Below are 15,855 nucleotides of genomic sequence, written 5' to 3'. Positions count from 1 at the left end.
ACGCCCCAATGCGCCTGTTCCGCATTTTGAGCTTGTTGTTGGTGGTCGTTGCCCCTTCGGCGTTCGCCGACAGCCCGTACCTGGTGGAGATGATCCTGGTGCGCCAGAACGCCGAGCCGGTGATCAACAGCCGTGCGGCGCCGGAAAACTGGGACGCCGGCGCACCACGCCTGGGGACTGACAAAATGAGCCCGCCACGATTGGGCAATATTGTCGAGAAGCTGCAAGCCAGCAGCGACTACACCGTATTGCTGCACAAGTCCTGGGAACAGAATCTCGGTGAGCAACCGGTGAAGCTGGCCATCAGCGATGGCCAGGAACAGTTCGGCCAGTTCCCCATCGAAGGTACCCTGAACCTGCAGCTTGGACGCTTTACCGATATCGACGCAGACTTCTGGGTCAACCAGTTCGACGCCAACGGCAGCGTCATCGCCAGCGAACACCTCAGCCAGCAAGACGTGCGCACAAAGAACAACCAGCTCAACTACCTGGACGGCGGCCACCTCGCCCTGCTGATCAAGATCACTTCGCTGACCGCCAAGCCGCCCAGCGCTCCACCGCCCGATGTCCAGGACTGATCCAGCACCATGCCCCTGACGTCGTCGTTGACCAAACCCCTGGCCCCTTCGTGGGCCAATCGCTTTAAAGAGCAAAGCCTCGAGCGTGGCCGGCGCTACGCCCTGGAAAACCGTGTGCGTATCGTCGAGTCCGGCGACAGCACCATCATTGCCAGCTGCGAAGGCTCGGGTGGCAATGTCTACCGCCAGACCATTTCGCTGCGCGAATCCGCCAAGGGCACGTTGATCCTGGTGGACAGCCGCTGCACGTGCCCCGTGCACACCAACTGCAAACACATCGCCGCCGTGCTGCTCAAGGTCCAGGAAACCCTGGCCTACCCGGCGGCGGCCCAGGATGCCGAGTTGCTGGAGAAGCTCCAGGCGGTGCTGGATAACCGCGTGGTGTTGCCGCAAGTGGTGATGGAAGACGTGCAACCGGTGCCGCGCCTGTGGCTGGCGAGTATCGAGTTCAGTGCCTTCGAACCGCGCAACGGCAAGATGCAGCGTTATATCCAGCATCGCGCGGCGTTGTCCTTCAACTATTTGGGCAACTACGTCAGCGGCCAGAAGAACGCCGACATTATCGTGCGCCAGGAACAGCAGAGCCTGCGGATCAAGCGCCACCCCGAGGTGGAGCAGCAGTTTCGCGAACAGCTGCGCCTGCTGGGCTTCAAGATCGCCACCCGCCAGAGCAAGGCCCTGCCGGAAAGCGCCGGCGAGCTGTTCGAGATGGTCAATGACAGCGCGTGGCTGAACTTCACCCTGAATGCCTCGCCGAACCTGCGCGCCCAGGGTTGGGAACTACAGATCGACGAAGATTTCGGTTTTGACCTGAGCGCCGTCGACGACTGGTACGCCAGCGTCGACGAAGTGCCGGAGCGTGACTGGTTCGACTTGGAGCTGGGGATCATCGTCAACGGCGAACGCCTGAGTTTGCTGCCGATCCTGTTGAACCTGATGCGCTCTCACACCGAGATCCTCAACCCGGAAAAACTCGCCCGGCGCCGTGATGACGAACTGATCCTGGTGAACATTCCCGGCCTGCCCAACGGCCACGGCCCGCTGCAAGTGGCGCTGCCTTATGGCCGGCTGAAACCGGTGCTGGCAACCCTGGGCGAGTTCTACCTGCAAGAGCCCGGCACCACCGCGCTGCGCCTGGCCAAGGCCGACGCGATTCGCCTGAACCCGCTGGAAGACCTGCCGCTGCAATGGGAAGGCGGCGAAAAGATCCGCAACTTCGCCCAGCGCCTGCGGGACATCAAGGATTTCAGCTGCGAAGCGCCGGAAGGCTTGAACGCAACGTTGCGCCCTTATCAACTGGAAGGCCTGAGCTGGATGCAGTCGCTGCGCCAACTCGACGTCGGCGGGATTCTCGCGGATGACATGGGCCTGGGCAAAACCCTGCAAACCCTGGCGCATATTCTCAGCGAGAAAATCGCCGGACGCCTGGACCGCCCGTGCATGGTGGTGATGCCCACCAGCCTGATCCCGAACTGGCTCGACGAAGCGGCGCACTTCACGCCGCAGCTCAAAGTCATGGCGTTGTACGGCGCGGGGCGCAAGAAACATTTCCCTCAGTTGCAGGACTACGACCTGCTGCTGACCACCTACGCCCTGCTGCCCAAGGACATCGAGCAACTGGCCGCCCTGCCCTTGCACGTGCTGATCCTTGACGAAGCGCAGTACATCAAGAACCCCAACAGCAAGGCCGCCCAGGCGGCCCGCGAGCTGAACGCCCGCCAGCGCCTGTGCCTCAGCGGTACACCGCTGGAAAACCACTTGGGCGAGCTGTGGTCGCTGTTCCACTTCCTGCTGCCGGGTTGGCTGGGGGACGTGAAGAGCTTCAACCGCGATTACCGCGTACCGATCGAAAAGCGCGGCAGCGATGTGCGATTGCAGCACCTCAATGGTCGGATCAAGCCGTTCCTGCTGCGTCGCACCAAGGAACAGGTGGCGACCGAGCTGCCGCCCAAGACCGAGATCATCCACTGGGTCGACCTCAACGAAGCCCAACGCGACGTGTACGAAACCATGCGCCTGGCGATGGACAAGAAAGTCCGCGACGAGATTACCCGCAAGGGTGTGGCGCGCAGCCAGATCATCATCCTGGAGGCGCTGCTCAAGTTGCGCCAGGTGTGCTGTGATTTACGCCTGGTCAATGATGCAACCCTGCCGGCAAAGGGCAGTAGCTCGGGCAAACTCGACAGCTTGATGGAGATGCTCGAAGAGCTGTTTGCCGAGGGCCGCAGGATTCTGCTGTTTTCCCAGTTCACCTCGATGCTGAGCCTGATCGAGGCCGAGTTGAAGAAGCGTGGCGTGGCTTATGCGCTGCTTACCGGTCAGACGCGGGATCGGCGCACGCCGGTGAAAGACTTCCAGAGCGGCAAGCTGCAGATCTTCCTGATCAGCCTGAAGGCAGGCGGCGTCGGACTTAACCTGACGGAAGCCGACACGGTGATTCACTACGACCCGTGGTGGAACCCGGCCACGGAGAACCAGGCCACCGACCGTGCGTATCGCATCGGCCAGGAGAAGCCGGTATTTGTGTACAAGATGATTGCCCGGGGCACCGTGGAAGAGAAAATCCAGCATTTGCAGCAGGAAAAGTCTGATCTGGCGGCGGGCGTTCTGGATGGGCGGACGACGGGGGATTGGAAGTTGGGGAATGAGGATATCGAGGCGTTGTTTGCGCCGTTGCCTCATAAGCAGGAAAAGCGCTGACTGTTAGATCGCCTTCGCGAGCAAGCCCGCTCCCACATTTGACCGCATATACCCTGGAGGAATGCGGTCGGATGTGGGAGCGGGCTTGCTCGCGAAGGGCGCACCGCAGTTGTCAGTCGATCAACTGAGCATCCCGCAGCGCACCCAACGCCGCCAACCAACGCGGATCCTGCTTGTACTCGGTCGACGCCACAGCCTGGCCACGCATCCGCGCGATACGCGCCGACGGCGTGACCTTCATGCGCTGGGCAGCACTCAGGGCCAACTCGGCGGCGGCGCGGTCGTTGCACACCAGGCCCATGTCGCAACCGGCAGTCAACGCCGCCTCAATACGACTGGCAGCATCACCGACCACATGAGCCCCCGCCATCGACAGGTCGTCACTGAAGATCACCCCGTCGAACTGCAACTCGCCACGCAGGATGTCCTGCAGCCAGCGCCGGGAGAACCCGGCCGGTTGCGCGTCGACCTGTGGATAAATCACGTGGGCTGGCATGACAGCCGCCAACTGCTTGCTCAGGCGTGCGAACGGCACCAGGTCATTGGCGCGAATCTGTTCCAGGCTGCGCTCGTCGTTGGGAATGGCGACGTGGGAATCGGCTTCGGCCCAGCCGTGGCCGGGGAAGTGCTTGCCGGTGGCCGCCATACCGGCGCTGTTCATGCCACGGATGAAGGCGCCCGCGAGCACGGCGGCGCGCTCGGGGTCGCCTTCGAAGGCGCGAGTGCCCACAACGGCGCTGCGCTGGTAATCGAGGTCCAGCACCGGGGCGAAGCTCAGGTCCAGGCCAACCGCCAGCACTTCGGTTGCCATGATCCAACCGCACTGCTCGGCCAGTTGCTCCGCATTCGGGTTGTCGGCCAAGGCACGCATCGCCGGCAGACGCACAAACCCCTGACGCAAGCGTTGCACTCGGCCGCCTTCCTGATCGACCGCCAGCAACAGGTCCGGGCGCACGGCGCGAATCGCCGCGCTCAATTCACGCACCTGCCGAGGATGCTCGATATTGCGTGCAAAAATGATCAGGCCGCCCACCTCGGGCTGACGCAACAAGTGGCGATCCTCAGCCGTCAGCCAGGTGCCGGCAACGTCCACCATCAAAGAGCCTTGCAGGGCTTGGGTCATATAGCTTCCTTAAATAACGCACGCAGCCCGAAGCCCCCGCGAGATCGCATCGCCAGGATTGAATCTGGAGACGGACGCTCAGCGAGCGCAACGGGCTGTGGATAAATAGCTGAAATCGGCATGGGCGGCTAGCTTAGCGGATGCAAGCGGCCGCGCACACCCGGGAGGGGTTAAACCTTGGCCGGGACCGGTACTGACTTGCTGCGCGGGCGCAATTGGGCGGCGGCCATGGCCTGGTCGGTGACGCCGGTTTCGGCACGCATGCCGGCGGCGAGAAACGGCACCATCAGGCGCATGACCTGCTCGATGGAGGTGTTGACGCCGAAGTCGGTCTCGGCAATCGCACGCAGTGCCTTGATCCCGGACATGCTGAATGCCGCGGCACCGAGCATGAAGTGCACGCGCCAGAACAGTTCGATTGGCGGGATACGCGGGGCGGCTTCGTTGACCAGCAACATATAGCGGCGGAACACCTTGCCGTACATGTCTTCAAGGTAGCGGCGCAGGTGGCCCTGGCTCTGGCTGAACGCCAGGCCCAACAGGCGCATGAAGATCGACAGGTCGTTGCCGCTGCGTGGCTGAACCACCAGGGCTTGTTCGACGAGGATCTCCAGCAGGTCTTCCAGGCTTGGCTTGTTTTCAGGCTTGGCCTGGCGACGCTCCAGCTCACGGTCGAGGCTGATGCAGAAAGGCCCCAGGAAACGTGAGAACACGGCCTGGATCAGCGCCTTCTTGGAGCCGAAATGGTAGTTCACTGCCGCCAGGTTGACCCCGGCCTTGCTGGTAATCAGCCGCAATGAAGTTTCAGCAAATCCTTTTTCCGCGAACAACTGCTCGGCAGCATCGAGAATGCGTTCAACGGTTTCCGACTGGGCCATGGCTACTCCGCCTGACAAACACTTGTTTGAAACATACGTTTCAAGCTATGTCTTGTCAAGCCTGCAGGTCGGTTTGCGGCTGGCCGGTCAGCTATTTCATGGCCATTTAATCACATTCGCCAAGGTCTGTAGGCAGCGCTGTCTCCAGTGTGTAGGACAGGTGATAAATGACCGTCCAGCGGAGTGACTGAAAACGGTGATTGCCAAGCGCAGTCCACTGTATATAATCCCAGTCACTGTATAAAAAGACAGAGCGATCAACATGCTAAAACTGACGCCACGCCAAGCTGAGATTCTGGCTTTTATCAAGCGCTGCCTCGATGACAACGGCTACCCGCCGACCCGGGCGGAAATTGCGCTGGAACTGGGATTCAAGTCACCCAACGCCGCTGAAGAACACCTCAAGGCCCTCGCCCGCAAAGGCGCGATCGAGATGACCCCGGGTGCTTCACGCGGTATTCGCATCCCTGGCTTCGAAGCCAAGGCCGACGAGTCGACACTGCCGATCATCGGCCGCGTCGCAGCCGGTGCGCCGATCCTGGCGCAACAGCACGTCGAGGAATCCTGCAACATCAACCCGACCTTCTTCCATCCCCGTGCCGACTACCTGTTGCGGGTCCATGGCATGAGCATGAAGGACGTGGGCATTTTCGACGGCGACCTGCTGGCCGTCCACACCACACGTGAAGCTCGCAATGGCCAGATCGTCGTCGCCCGTATCGGCGATGAAGTGACGGTCAAACGCTTCAAGCGCGAAGGCAGCAAGGTCTGGCTCCTGGCCGAGAACCCCGAATTCGCGCCGATTGAAGTGAACCTGAAGGATCAGGACCTGGTGATTGAAGGCTTGAGCGTCGGCGTTATTCGCCGCTAACGGAGGCATCATGCAGTTCCTACAGACCCCACAACACACTCAACTGTCGCTGTTTGAGGCCTTTATGGCCCAGCCCCTTGCGCCCATCCTCAAGGAAGTGGTCGAAGCGCCCTGGAGCGCCGAACCCGAGGCGTTCAGTGAACTGTCGTTGCGCGGTGCTGCCGGGAACTGCCTGAGCCTGTTGGCGCCGATCCTTCGCGAATTGAGCGAGGAACAGGACGCCCGCTGGCTGACGCTGATCGCCCCGCCGTCCAGCCTGACCCAGGCCTGGTTGCGGGATGCCGGCCTGAACCGCGAACGCATCCTGTTGCTGCAACCCCGTGGTGCTCAAAGCGCCCAGCAGTTGACCTGCGAAGCCTTGCGCCTGGGCCGTAGCCATACGGTGGTCAGCTGGCTGAACCCGCTGACCACAGCGGCCAGGCAGCAACTGATCAGCGCCGCCCGCACAGGTGATGCGCAAAGCTTGAACATTCGGTTGGGATAAAACGATACGCGGGTAACTGACAGCTGTCAGGATCCGCCATGACGCGAGGCTTCTTCAGAATTGAGAAGCCGATCTGCACAATTGAAGCCTGTAAAAAAGTCGACAGACGGACTCAGTGAAGAATCCGCGGGCCGTCTTCCTTTTCCGGTTCGCCTTCAGCCAGGCGCCCCGCCATCTGCACACCTACGCTCAACATGGCTTTTGCCACTTCCACGTGCTGGCCCTGTAGGAACGCTTTTGCGTCCTCGGAAAAATCCAAGATCACCAGAGAACCCTCGTCCTCAGCCCGGCGCAGCTCGATTCGGCCGTCGGGCAACTCAACAATTTCCAGAAAGGACGTTGGCATAAAAGTCTGTTCTCCACGAAAGGCCGGCATTATATCAGTCTTGTGGCGAGCGGGCTTGCCCGCATTGGGCTGAGCCGCGGCCCTCCGACAGCTGACACTGCCAGGCCTGAAAAGCCTTGGGGCTGCTTCGCAACCCAACGGGAGCAAGCTCCCTCGCCACAAGAGCGGTAGTTGTCAGCGAAAAGCCTTCAGCACTCGTTCAATCCATCCCGAAACCGAATGGCCAACTTCTTCAGCTCCTGCCGCCAGCTTTCCAGCTCTTCCCGGCTCAACGGCTCGGGTCCTTCTTCGTCCAGGCTTACGGCCACGATCAGCGGCTGGGTCACATCGCCTTTGGGCGTGTGCTTCACCCGTGGCGGTTGGAACATCTCCGCGTGGGCTACCAGCAAGCGCGCCAGCCAACTGTCCGGGCTTTGCGCCATCTCCACCAGTTCGGCCAACTCCGGGATGGCCATGGACTCCAGCACATCCCGGTGGATGATCATTTCCGCACGCGGCGAGCCGGCCTGCGGCAGACGGTAGAACCCGGCGATCTCATGGCATAAGCCAAGCAAGGCGCCATAGAGGTGGAACAGCGCGGCTTCACGCCCGGCCTGTACCAGCGCGATAGCGTTCATCTCCTTTCCTTCCTCGGCACGGCCAAGGGCTTCCAGGGACAAACCCGCGAAGTAAATTTTCTGGTTGGTACGGGTATAGAGTTCGTTGGCCATGAAGGCAGTCTCCACAACGAATAAAGCGTGATGCTGGCTGAACAGTGTCACGGATCAGCCAAGGCCACTGCAAGCGCAAAAAAAGGCCGCCTATCAAGGCGGCCTTTGTGCATGTAGCTGATCGTATCAAGCGCCCTGGCGCTTGTCCTCGACCTTCCACTTGCCACCGTCGTAGAACGCTTTCCAGCCGGTAGGCTTGCCTTCAACCTCGGTCTGCACGTACTGCTCCTTGGTCTTGCGGCTGTAGCGGATTACGGACGGGCGACCGTCCGGGTCCTTCTTCGGCGCTTCGCAGAGGAAGTGGTACTTCGGATCGATCTCGTCCTTGTGGGGCACGATCTCCATCACCAGCGGTGCACGGGTCTCACGGTTTTTCGGGAACTGGCTGGCAGCCAGGAACAGCCCCGAAGCGCCATCACGCAGGATGTAGGTGTCGTTGACCTTCTCGCACTTGAGTTCAGGCATCTTCACCGGGTCCATCTTCGGCGGCGCCGCGTCACCGCTTTTCAGCAGTTTGCGGGTGTTCTTGCACGTCGGGTTGGTGCAACCGAAGAACTTGCCGAAACGGCCGGTCTTGAGCTGCATCTCGCTGCCGCACTTGTCGCATTCCAGGCTCGGGCCTTCGTAGCCCTTGATGCGGTAAGTGCCTTCTTCGATCTCGTAGCCGTTGCAATCCGGGTTGTTACCGCAGATGTGCAGCTTGTGCTTCTCGTCCAGCAGGTAGGCATCCATTGCCGTGCTGCAGATCGGGCAACGGTGCTTGCCACGCAATACCAGCGACTCGGATTCACCCTCGTCATCGGCCGCGATTTCATCGCCCGGCACCAGGTTGACGGTGGCCTTGCAGCGCTCTTTCGGCGGCAGGCTGTAACCCGAGCAACCGAGGAACACACCAGTGGACGCCGTACGAATCTGCATCGGACGACCGCAGGTGAGGCACGGAATGTCCGTCATCACCGGCTGGTTGGCCCGCATGCCGTTCTCGGCACTTTCAGCCACTTCGAGTTTCTTCTTGAAGTCGCCGTAGAACTCGTCGAGCACGTTTTTCCAGTCGCGTTCGCCCTGGGCCACGTCATCGAGGTTCTCTTCCATGCCGGCGGTGAAGCCGTAGTCCATCAGGTTGGAGAAGCTCTCGGACAGGCGCTCGGTGACAATGTCACCCATCTTTTCCGAGTAGAAACGACGGTTGTGCAAGGCCACGTAGCCGCGGTCCTGGATGGTGGAGATGATCGCCGCATAGGTCGAAGGACGACCGATACCGCGTTTTTCCATCTCCTTGACCAGGCTCGCTTCCGAATAACGCGCCGGCGGCTTGGTGAAGTGCTGGGACGGGTCGAGCTTGATCAGCTTCAACACATCGCCCTGAGCCATGTCAGGCAGCACATCGTCGTCGCCCGGCTTGGCGATTTGCGGCATTACGCGGGTGTAACCGTCGAACTTGAGGATACGGCCCTTGGCACGCAGCTCGAAGTCACCAGCGCCCACGCTGACAGTCGTCGACAGGTATTGCGCCGGCAGCATCTGGCAAGCCAGGAACTGGCGCCAGATCAGCTCGTAGAGGCGCTCAGCGTCGCGCTCCATGCCGCTCAGCTTGCTTGGCTCGGTGTTGGCGTCGGAGGGGCGAATCGCTTCGTGAGCCTCTTGTGCGCCTTCCTTGCTGCTATAGACGTTCGGCTTCTCCGGCAGGTACTTCTTGCCGAATTCGCTTTCAATATAAGTACGCGCCATCGCCACCGCGTCTTGCGACAGGTTGGTGGAGTCGGTACGCATATACGTGATGTAGCCCGCTTCATACAGGCGCTGGGCCATCATCATGGTCTTCTTCACCCCGAAGCCCAGGCGGTTGCTCGCGGCCTGTTGCAGGGTGGAGGTGATGAACGGCGCCGACGGCTTGCTGCTGGTGGGCTTGTCTTCACGCTTGATGATGCTGTAGCTGGAAGCCTTGAGCTTCTCCAGCGCGGCCATGGCCTGGGCTTCGTTGAGCGGCTTGAAGGCCTCGCCTTTCTCGCGGGCCACTTCAAAGCGCACGTTGTTGCCCTTGGCGGTGCCCAGGTCAGCGTGCACTTCCCAGTATTCTTCGGGGTTGAACGCACGAATCTCGCGTTCACGCTCCACCACCAGCTTTACCGCAACCGATTGCACACGGCCGGCGGACAGGCCACGGGCGATTTTCGCCCACAGCAGCGGCGAGACCATGTAACCCACGACACGGTCGAGGAAGCGACGGGCCTGTTGGGCATTGACGCGGTCAATGTCCAGTTCGCCCGGCTTGGAGAAGGCTTCCTGGATCGCCTTCTTGGTAATTTCGTTGAACACCACGCGCTTGTAGCGGCTGTCGTCCCCCCCGATGGCTTCCCGCAGGTGCCAGGCAATAGCCTCCCCTTCGCGGTCCAAGTCGGTTGCGAGATAGATGGTGTCAGCATCCTTGGCGAGCCGGCGCAGCTCTTCGATGACCTTTTCCTTGCCCGGGAGGATCTCGTACTTGGCTTTCCAGCCATGATCGGGATCGACACCCATGCGCGAGACCAGCTGCTTGCGCGCTTTCTCTTTAGGCGTGAGCACCGGACCTTCGCCCGCAGCCGCCTTGCCACGCTTGGCGGCAGGCTCCTTGCTGGCGCTAGCCGAACCGCTGGTGGGCAGGTCTCGGATATGGCCGATACTCGACTTCACCACGTACTCGTTACCCAAGTACTTGTTGATGGTCTTGGCCTTAGCCGGGGATTCCACAATGACCAGCGATTTGCCCATGGATCGGAAAATTCCTGAATTCGAGAAGTGAAAGGCGGTTGGCGCCTGACGCGGCAACGCTATATATAGTGGCAACAAGGTGAGGTCAAGCGCAGCATTCTGCGCGGCCTGCCTTTATTGCACGGAAAAAAGGCTGGGTTCGGCCTGCATCAAAGCAAAGCGCGGGACCTGTTCGCCGTCAACTTCGACGGTCTCCAGGAACATGCTCAAGGGACGCACCCAAAAGCCGTAATCGCCATACAGTGCTTGGTAAAACACCACTTCCTCTTCGGTCTCGGAATGCCGCGCCACATTAAAAACGCGGTACTGCGGACCTTTATAATGCTGGTAGAGCCCTGGTTCGACTTTCATGCTCTGGCCCTCTTACAAAATTTGTTAAAAAAAAATATAAAAAATTCCAAAAAACAAAAACCGGGGCACTGGGCCCCGGCTTCCGTCAACGAAACGTTTAGATACGTTCGAAGACGGTGGAGATGCCTTGGCCGAGGCCAATGCACATGGTTGCAACCCCAAGGTTGCCGCCATTTTGCTTCATCACGTTAAGCAACGTGCCGGAGATACGAGCGCCGGAACACCCAAACGGGTGACCCAAGGCAATCGCGCCGCCGTGCAGGTTAACCTTCTCGTTCATCTTGTCGAGCACTTTCAAATCTTTCAGCACTGGCAGGGCCTGTGCGGCGAAAGCTTCGTTGAGCTCGAAGAAGTCGATGTCGGAGATAGTCAGGCCTGCGCGCTTCAATGCTTTTTGTGTGGCCGGTACTGGACCATAGCCCATGATTGCCGGGTCCACACCTGCGACTGCCATCGAACGAATCACGGCCATCGGCTGGATGCCCAGGTCCTGGGCACGCTGGGCCGACATCACGATCATGCACGAAGCACCGTCAGTGATCTGCGACGAAGTACCGGCTGTCACGGTGCCGCCCTTTGGATTGAAGGCCGGCTTCAGGGCCGCCAGGCTTTCCAGGGTGGTGTCCGGACGAATGGTTTCGTCGTAGTCGAACAGTTTCAGGAAACCGTTCTCGTCGTAGCCGTTCATCGGGATGATTTCATCCTTGAACTTGCCTTCCACGGTTGCCTTGTGGGCCAACTGGTGGGAACGCAGGCCGAATGCATCCTGGGCTTCGCGGGTAATGCCGTGCATTTTGCCGAGCATTTCAGCGGTGAGGCCCATCATGCCCGAGGCTTTCGCCGCGTACAGGGACATGTGCGGGTTCGGATCCACACCGTGCATCATGCTGACGTGGCCCATGTGCTCCACGCCGCCAACCACGAACACATCGCCGTTACCGGTCATGATCGCTTGGGCAGCGGTGTGCAGCGCGCTCATGGACGAGCCACACAGGCGGCTGACGGTCTGGCCGGCAGCGGTGTGCGGGATCTGCGTCATCAGGGAAGCCATGCGGGCGATGTTCCAGCCCTGCTCCAGGGTCTGGTTGACGCAGCCCCAGATCACGTCTTCGACTTCGTTCGGATCGACCTTGACGTTGCGTTCCAGCAATTTGCTGATCAGGTGCGCCGACATGTCTTCGGCACGGGTGTTGCGGTGCATGCCGCCCTTGGAGCGGCCCATCGGAGTACGACCGAAGTCGACAATCACGACGTCTCTTGGATTCAAGCTCATAAATATTCTCGCTCTAGTCGTCTGGGCACTTAACCGAAGAAGCTCTGGCCGTTCTTGGCCATCTCGCGCAGCTTCGCAGTCGGGTGGTACAGCGGGCCCAGATCAGCGTATTGATCAGCCAGGGCAACGAACTCGGCCACACCGATGGAATCGATGTAACGTAGCGCACCACCACGGAATGGAGGGAAACCAATACCGTAGACCAGGCCCATGTCGGCCTCGGCTGCGGTTTCAACGATGCCGTCTTCCAGGCAGCGCACGGTTTCCAGGCACAGGGCGATCATCATCCAGTTGACGATGTCCTCGTCGGACACTTCACGCTGTTCGTAGATGACCGGCGCGAGTACTTCGTGAACCGATGGGTCGGCCACTTTCTTCTGCTTGCCCTTCTTGTCGGTCTCGTAGGCGTAGAAACCCTTGCCATTCTTCTGGCCCAGGCGCTTGGCTTCGTAGAGCGCGTCGATCGCCGAGCGGCGGTCGTCTTTCATGCGGTCCGGGAAGCCTTCAGCCATTACGTCGCGACCGTGGTGGCCGGTGTCGATGCCGACCACGTCCATCAGGTACGCCGGGCCCATTGGCCAGCCGAATTTTTCCATGACCTTGTCGATGCGCACGAAGTCCACACCGGCGCTGACCAGCTTGGCGAAACCGCCGAAGTACGGGAACAGTACGCGGTTGACCAGGAAGCCCGGGCAGTCATTGACGACGATCGGGTTCTTGCCCATTTTCTTGGCGTAGGCAACGGTGGTGGCAACGGCCAGCTCGCTGGACTTCTCGCCACGGATCACTTCCACCAGCGGCATCATGTGCACCGGGTTGAAGAAGTGCATGCCGACGAAGTTTTCCGGACGCTTGAGGGCCTTGGCCAGCAAGGTGATGGAAATGGTCGAGGTGTTGGACGCCAGGATCGTGTCTTCTTTCACCTGGGCTTCAACTTCAGCCAGTACCGCCTGCTTGACCTTCGGGTTCTCGACAACCGCTTCGACCACCAGGTCGACGTGGCCGAAATCACCGTAGGACAGGGTCGGACGAATGCCGTTAAGCACTTCAGCCATTTTCGCTGCAGTCATGCGGCCTTTATCAACGCGGCCTACCAGCAGCTTCGCGGCTTCTGCCAGACCCTGCTCGATGCCGTGCTCGTTGATGTCTTTCATCAGGATCGGCGTGCCTTTGGACGCCGACTGATAGGCGATACCGCCGCCCATGATACCGGCGCCGAGTACGGCAGCCTGTTTCACGTCGCGAGCGATTTCGTCGTAGGCCTTGGCCTTTTTCTTCAGTTCCTGATCGTTCAGGAACAGACCGATCAAGCTCTGCGCGGCAGAGGTCTTGGCCAGTTTGACGAAACCGGCAGCTTCGACTTCCAGGGCTTTGTCGCGACCGAAGTTCGCGGCCTTCTGGATGGTCTTGATCGCTTCAACCGGCGCCGGGTAGTTCGGGCCGGCCTGGCCAGCCACGAAACCCTTGGCGGTTTCGAACGACATCATCTGTTCGATGGCGTTGAGCTTGAGTTTTTCCAGCTTTGGCTGACGCTTGGCCTTGTAGTCAAATTCGCCGCTGATGGCGCCCTTGATCAGGTTCAGCGCGGCTTCTGCAAGCTTGTCGGGAGCCACCACAGCATCCACGGCGCCGACTTTCAGCGCGTCTTCAGCACGGTTTTCCTTGCCGGCGGCAATCCACTCGATGGCATTGTCGGCACCGATGATGCGCGGCAGGCGCACGGTACCGCCGAAGCCTGGGTAGATGCCCAGCTTGACTTCCGGCAGGCCGATTTTCGCGGTGGCAGACATCACGCGGAAGTCGGCGGCCAGGCACATTTCCAGACCGCCGCCCAGGGCGATGCCATTGATCGCGGCAACGGTCGGCACGTTGAGGTCTTCGAAATCGCTGAAAATCTTGTTGGCTTCGAGGTTGCCAGCCACAAGCTCGGCATCGGGCAGCTTGAAGTTGTCGACGAATTCGGTGATGTCAGCGCCGACGATGAACACGTCCTTGCCGCTGGAGACGATCACGCCCTTGACCGAAGCATCTGCTTTGATGGTGTCTACGGCCTGACGCAATTCATTCAGGGTTAGACGGTTGAACTTGTTGACGGACTCACCCTTGAGGTCGAATTTCAATTCGACGATGCCACTTTCAAGAGCCTTAACCGTGATGGCTTTACCTTCGTAAATCATCAACTGATCTCCACGATATGGAAGCTGAACAGTACACGTCGGACGCAGGATTCAGCGTAGGCACTGACGTTACCGTCGATGCTAACGCCAAGTTGCCAGGCACACCCGCCAACGCGATAGTCGGGATTCTGTACGAACGGTCTGAAAGACAAACGCTCAATTCATACGCCCGTTTGATTTGGGTACGTCACCTTCAGCCAAATCCGAAGAATTGTCAATCGCTCGAAAGGGCCGCAAAAACGCGACTTTTCAGTCATTTCAGAACCCGGGGCAGCCGGCATCGCCCCGCCAATGTTTAATCATTCGCGAAATCAATAATGTGAATTTTGATTTAAAGGGCTGTACAGAACCGAATATGCGGCTAGGCTAGCGGCACGTAAAACGAATTACCGGCCTGCCTGGCCAACTCCAGCCCGATGATGCTTTCGGGCTTTTTAATGCCCGCAGGAATCTCAGGCCAGCGCCTTGAGCACCGCGTCAATGTCCTGCAACACGCTCAACTCGCCCTTCTCGCCCCAGTACAGGGTGATCATTTGCTTGTCGGCTTCGACTTTGTAGACGTTCGCCGGCAGCGTCGCAAAATGTGGCAACAACTTTTCATCGACGCAGGTTTCCTGCCACTGATTGACCCAAACCCCTGGCTCCAACTGCCAGTAACTCCAGGTCACCCGCGTGGTGCCACGCCGTGGCCGGTGATACTGGGCACACGGGCTTGGCGGCTCGTGCTTGAGCCAGTGTGGCCATTCCTGGGGCGTCAGTTGCATGGCCAGGCCAATGCGCCGCGCCTCCATGCGCAAAGCCATGCGCCCGCTCGAATGGCGCGAAGGACGCAGCCACGCCAGGGGGCTTAAAACCAGCGCAAGGATTGACACCACTATCCAGACCGTCATATGTGTACTCCCGAATTTCTTGATGAGCGGATTTGACCTGACGCAACCCCATCCGCTTGAAACCAGCCATACTGAACTTATCGCTTTCCCTTGGAGGACTCCTCATGCCCTACGAACATATTCTGGTCGCCGTGGACCTGACCGAAGAATGCGACCCCGTGATCAAGCGGGCCGTAGGCCTTGCAGGCGACTCGGTGAAGCTGTCCCTGGTGCATATCGTCGAACCGATGGCCATGGCCTTTGGCGGCGATGTGCCGATGGACCTTTCCCAACTGCAACAGCAGCAGTTCGACCAGGCCAAGGAACGCCTTGACCGGCTGATCAACAAGTACCCTGCCCTGAAAAAAGACCAGAGCCACCTGACCTACGGCCAGCCGCGCCAGGAAATCCACCACCTGGCCAAGGAGCAAGGTTGCGACCTGATCGTGGTCGGCAGCCACGGCCGTCACGGCCTGGCCTTGCTGCTGGGCTCCACCGCCAATGACGTGCTGCACGGCGCACCTTGCGATGTGCTGGCCGTGAAACTGGTCAAGAGCTCGTAAGACCAACGGCAATCCAATGTGGGAGCGGGCTTGTGTGGGAGCGGGCTTGCTCGCGAAAGCGGTGGATCAGTCGACAAATATATGGACTGACACACCGCATTCGCGAGCAAGCCCTCTCCCACATCTGAACCGCGTTTCATACAAAAAACCCGGCGCTCATACAAATGAGCGCCGGGTTTTTTAT

14 protein-coding genes are annotated in these 15,855 nt (G+C 59.9%); 5 read left to right on the top strand and 9 right to left on the bottom strand.

The window, feature by feature from the left end; genetic code table 11:
- The first annotated feature begins 8 nt into the window (after nt 1-8).
- Entirely contained in the window at nt 9-578 is a 570-nt protein-coding gene (locus HX814_RS05835; RefSeq protein WP_003218957.1) for a CsiV family protein, read from the top strand.
- A gap of 9 nt (nt 579-587) precedes the next feature.
- Nucleotides 588-3,278 (top strand): DEAD/DEAH box helicase, encoded by a 2,691-nt coding sequence (locus HX814_RS05830; protein ID WP_008437598.1) that lies wholly within the window; start codon nt 588-590, stop codon nt 3,276-3,278.
- 112 nt (nt 3,279-3,390) lie between these two features.
- Here the strand turns inward: HX814_RS05830 and nagZ are convergent, their stop codons facing one another.
- A complete protein-coding gene (nagZ, locus tag HX814_RS05825) occupies nt 3,391-4,401 on the bottom strand; it encodes a beta-N-acetylhexosaminidase (protein WP_003218962.1) in 1,011 nt (336 codons plus the stop codon).
- 170 nt (nt 4,402-4,571) lie between these two features.
- On the bottom strand, nt 4,572-5,279 hold the full coding sequence (gene psrA / locus HX814_RS05820) for a transcriptional regulator PsrA (RefSeq protein WP_003218964.1): 708 nt from the start codon (nt 5,277-5,279) through the stop codon (nt 4,572-4,574).
- 262 nt (nt 5,280-5,541) lie between these two features.
- Between psrA and lexA the strand changes: the two genes are divergently transcribed.
- Both lexA and sulA read left to right on the top strand, forming a co-directional pair.
- A complete protein-coding gene (lexA, locus tag HX814_RS05815) occupies nt 5,542-6,150 on the top strand; it encodes a transcriptional repressor LexA (protein ID WP_003172575.1) in 609 nt (202 codons plus the stop codon).
- Between the two features lie 10 nt (nt 6,151-6,160).
- Nucleotides 6,161-6,634: an SOS-induced cell division inhibitor SulA gene (sulA, locus tag HX814_RS05810; protein ID WP_003218967.1), complete on the top strand. Its 474-nt coding sequence runs from the start codon at nt 6,161-6,163 to the stop codon at nt 6,632-6,634.
- A 112-nt stretch (nt 6,635-6,746) separates the two neighbouring features.
- On the opposite strand, the gene HX814_RS05805 is transcribed toward sulA, so the two are convergent.
- The 7 genes from HX814_RS05805 to HX814_RS05775 form a co-directional block, all read right to left on the bottom strand.
- Entirely contained in the window at nt 6,747-6,980 is a 234-nt protein-coding gene (locus tag HX814_RS05805; protein ID WP_003218969.1) for a hypothetical protein, read from the bottom strand.
- A 188-nt stretch (nt 6,981-7,168) separates the two neighbouring features.
- A complete protein-coding gene (locus HX814_RS05800) occupies nt 7,169-7,690 on the bottom strand; it encodes a DUF6586 family protein (RefSeq protein WP_003218971.1) in 522 nt (173 codons plus the stop codon).
- A 126-nt stretch (nt 7,691-7,816) separates the two neighbouring features.
- Nucleotides 7,817-10,438, bottom strand: coding sequence for a type I DNA topoisomerase (gene topA / locus HX814_RS05795; RefSeq protein WP_177008118.1), 2,622 nt, complete (start codon nt 10,436-10,438; stop codon nt 7,817-7,819).
- A 114-nt stretch (nt 10,439-10,552) separates the two neighbouring features.
- Nucleotides 10,553-10,789: a DUF1653 domain-containing protein gene (locus HX814_RS05790; RefSeq protein WP_008437597.1), complete on the bottom strand. Its 237-nt coding sequence runs from the start codon at nt 10,787-10,789 to the stop codon at nt 10,553-10,555.
- A 97-nt stretch (nt 10,790-10,886) separates the two neighbouring features.
- Complete coding sequence (gene fadA, locus HX814_RS05785; protein ID WP_003218978.1) at nt 10,887-12,062, bottom strand: acetyl-CoA C-acyltransferase FadA; 1,176 nt, start codon at nt 12,060-12,062, stop codon at nt 10,887-10,889.
- 29 nt (nt 12,063-12,091) lie between these two features.
- Complete coding sequence (gene fadB / locus HX814_RS05780; protein WP_003218979.1) at nt 12,092-14,239, bottom strand: fatty acid oxidation complex subunit alpha FadB; 2,148 nt, start codon at nt 14,237-14,239, stop codon at nt 12,092-12,094.
- A gap of 452 nt (nt 14,240-14,691) precedes the next feature.
- On the bottom strand, nt 14,692-15,129 hold the full coding sequence (locus HX814_RS05775) for a hypothetical protein (RefSeq protein WP_003218981.1): 438 nt from the start codon (nt 15,127-15,129) through the stop codon (nt 14,692-14,694).
- Between the two features lie 104 nt (nt 15,130-15,233).
- On the opposite strand from HX814_RS05775, the gene HX814_RS05770 reads away from it, so the two are divergent.
- Nucleotides 15,234-15,671 (top strand): universal stress protein, encoded by a 438-nt coding sequence (locus tag HX814_RS05770; RefSeq protein WP_003218985.1) that lies wholly within the window; start codon nt 15,234-15,236, stop codon nt 15,669-15,671.
- Nucleotides 15,672-15,855 lie beyond the last annotated feature (184 nt).

It is taken from the genome of Pseudomonas sp. C8002 (assembly GCF_013385765.1).
Classification (GTDB): Bacteria; Pseudomonadota; Gammaproteobacteria; order Pseudomonadales; family Pseudomonadaceae; genus Aquipseudomonas.
The sequence above is the reverse complement of the archived record's forward strand: the minus strand, read 5'-3'. Positions and strand labels throughout refer to the sequence as shown.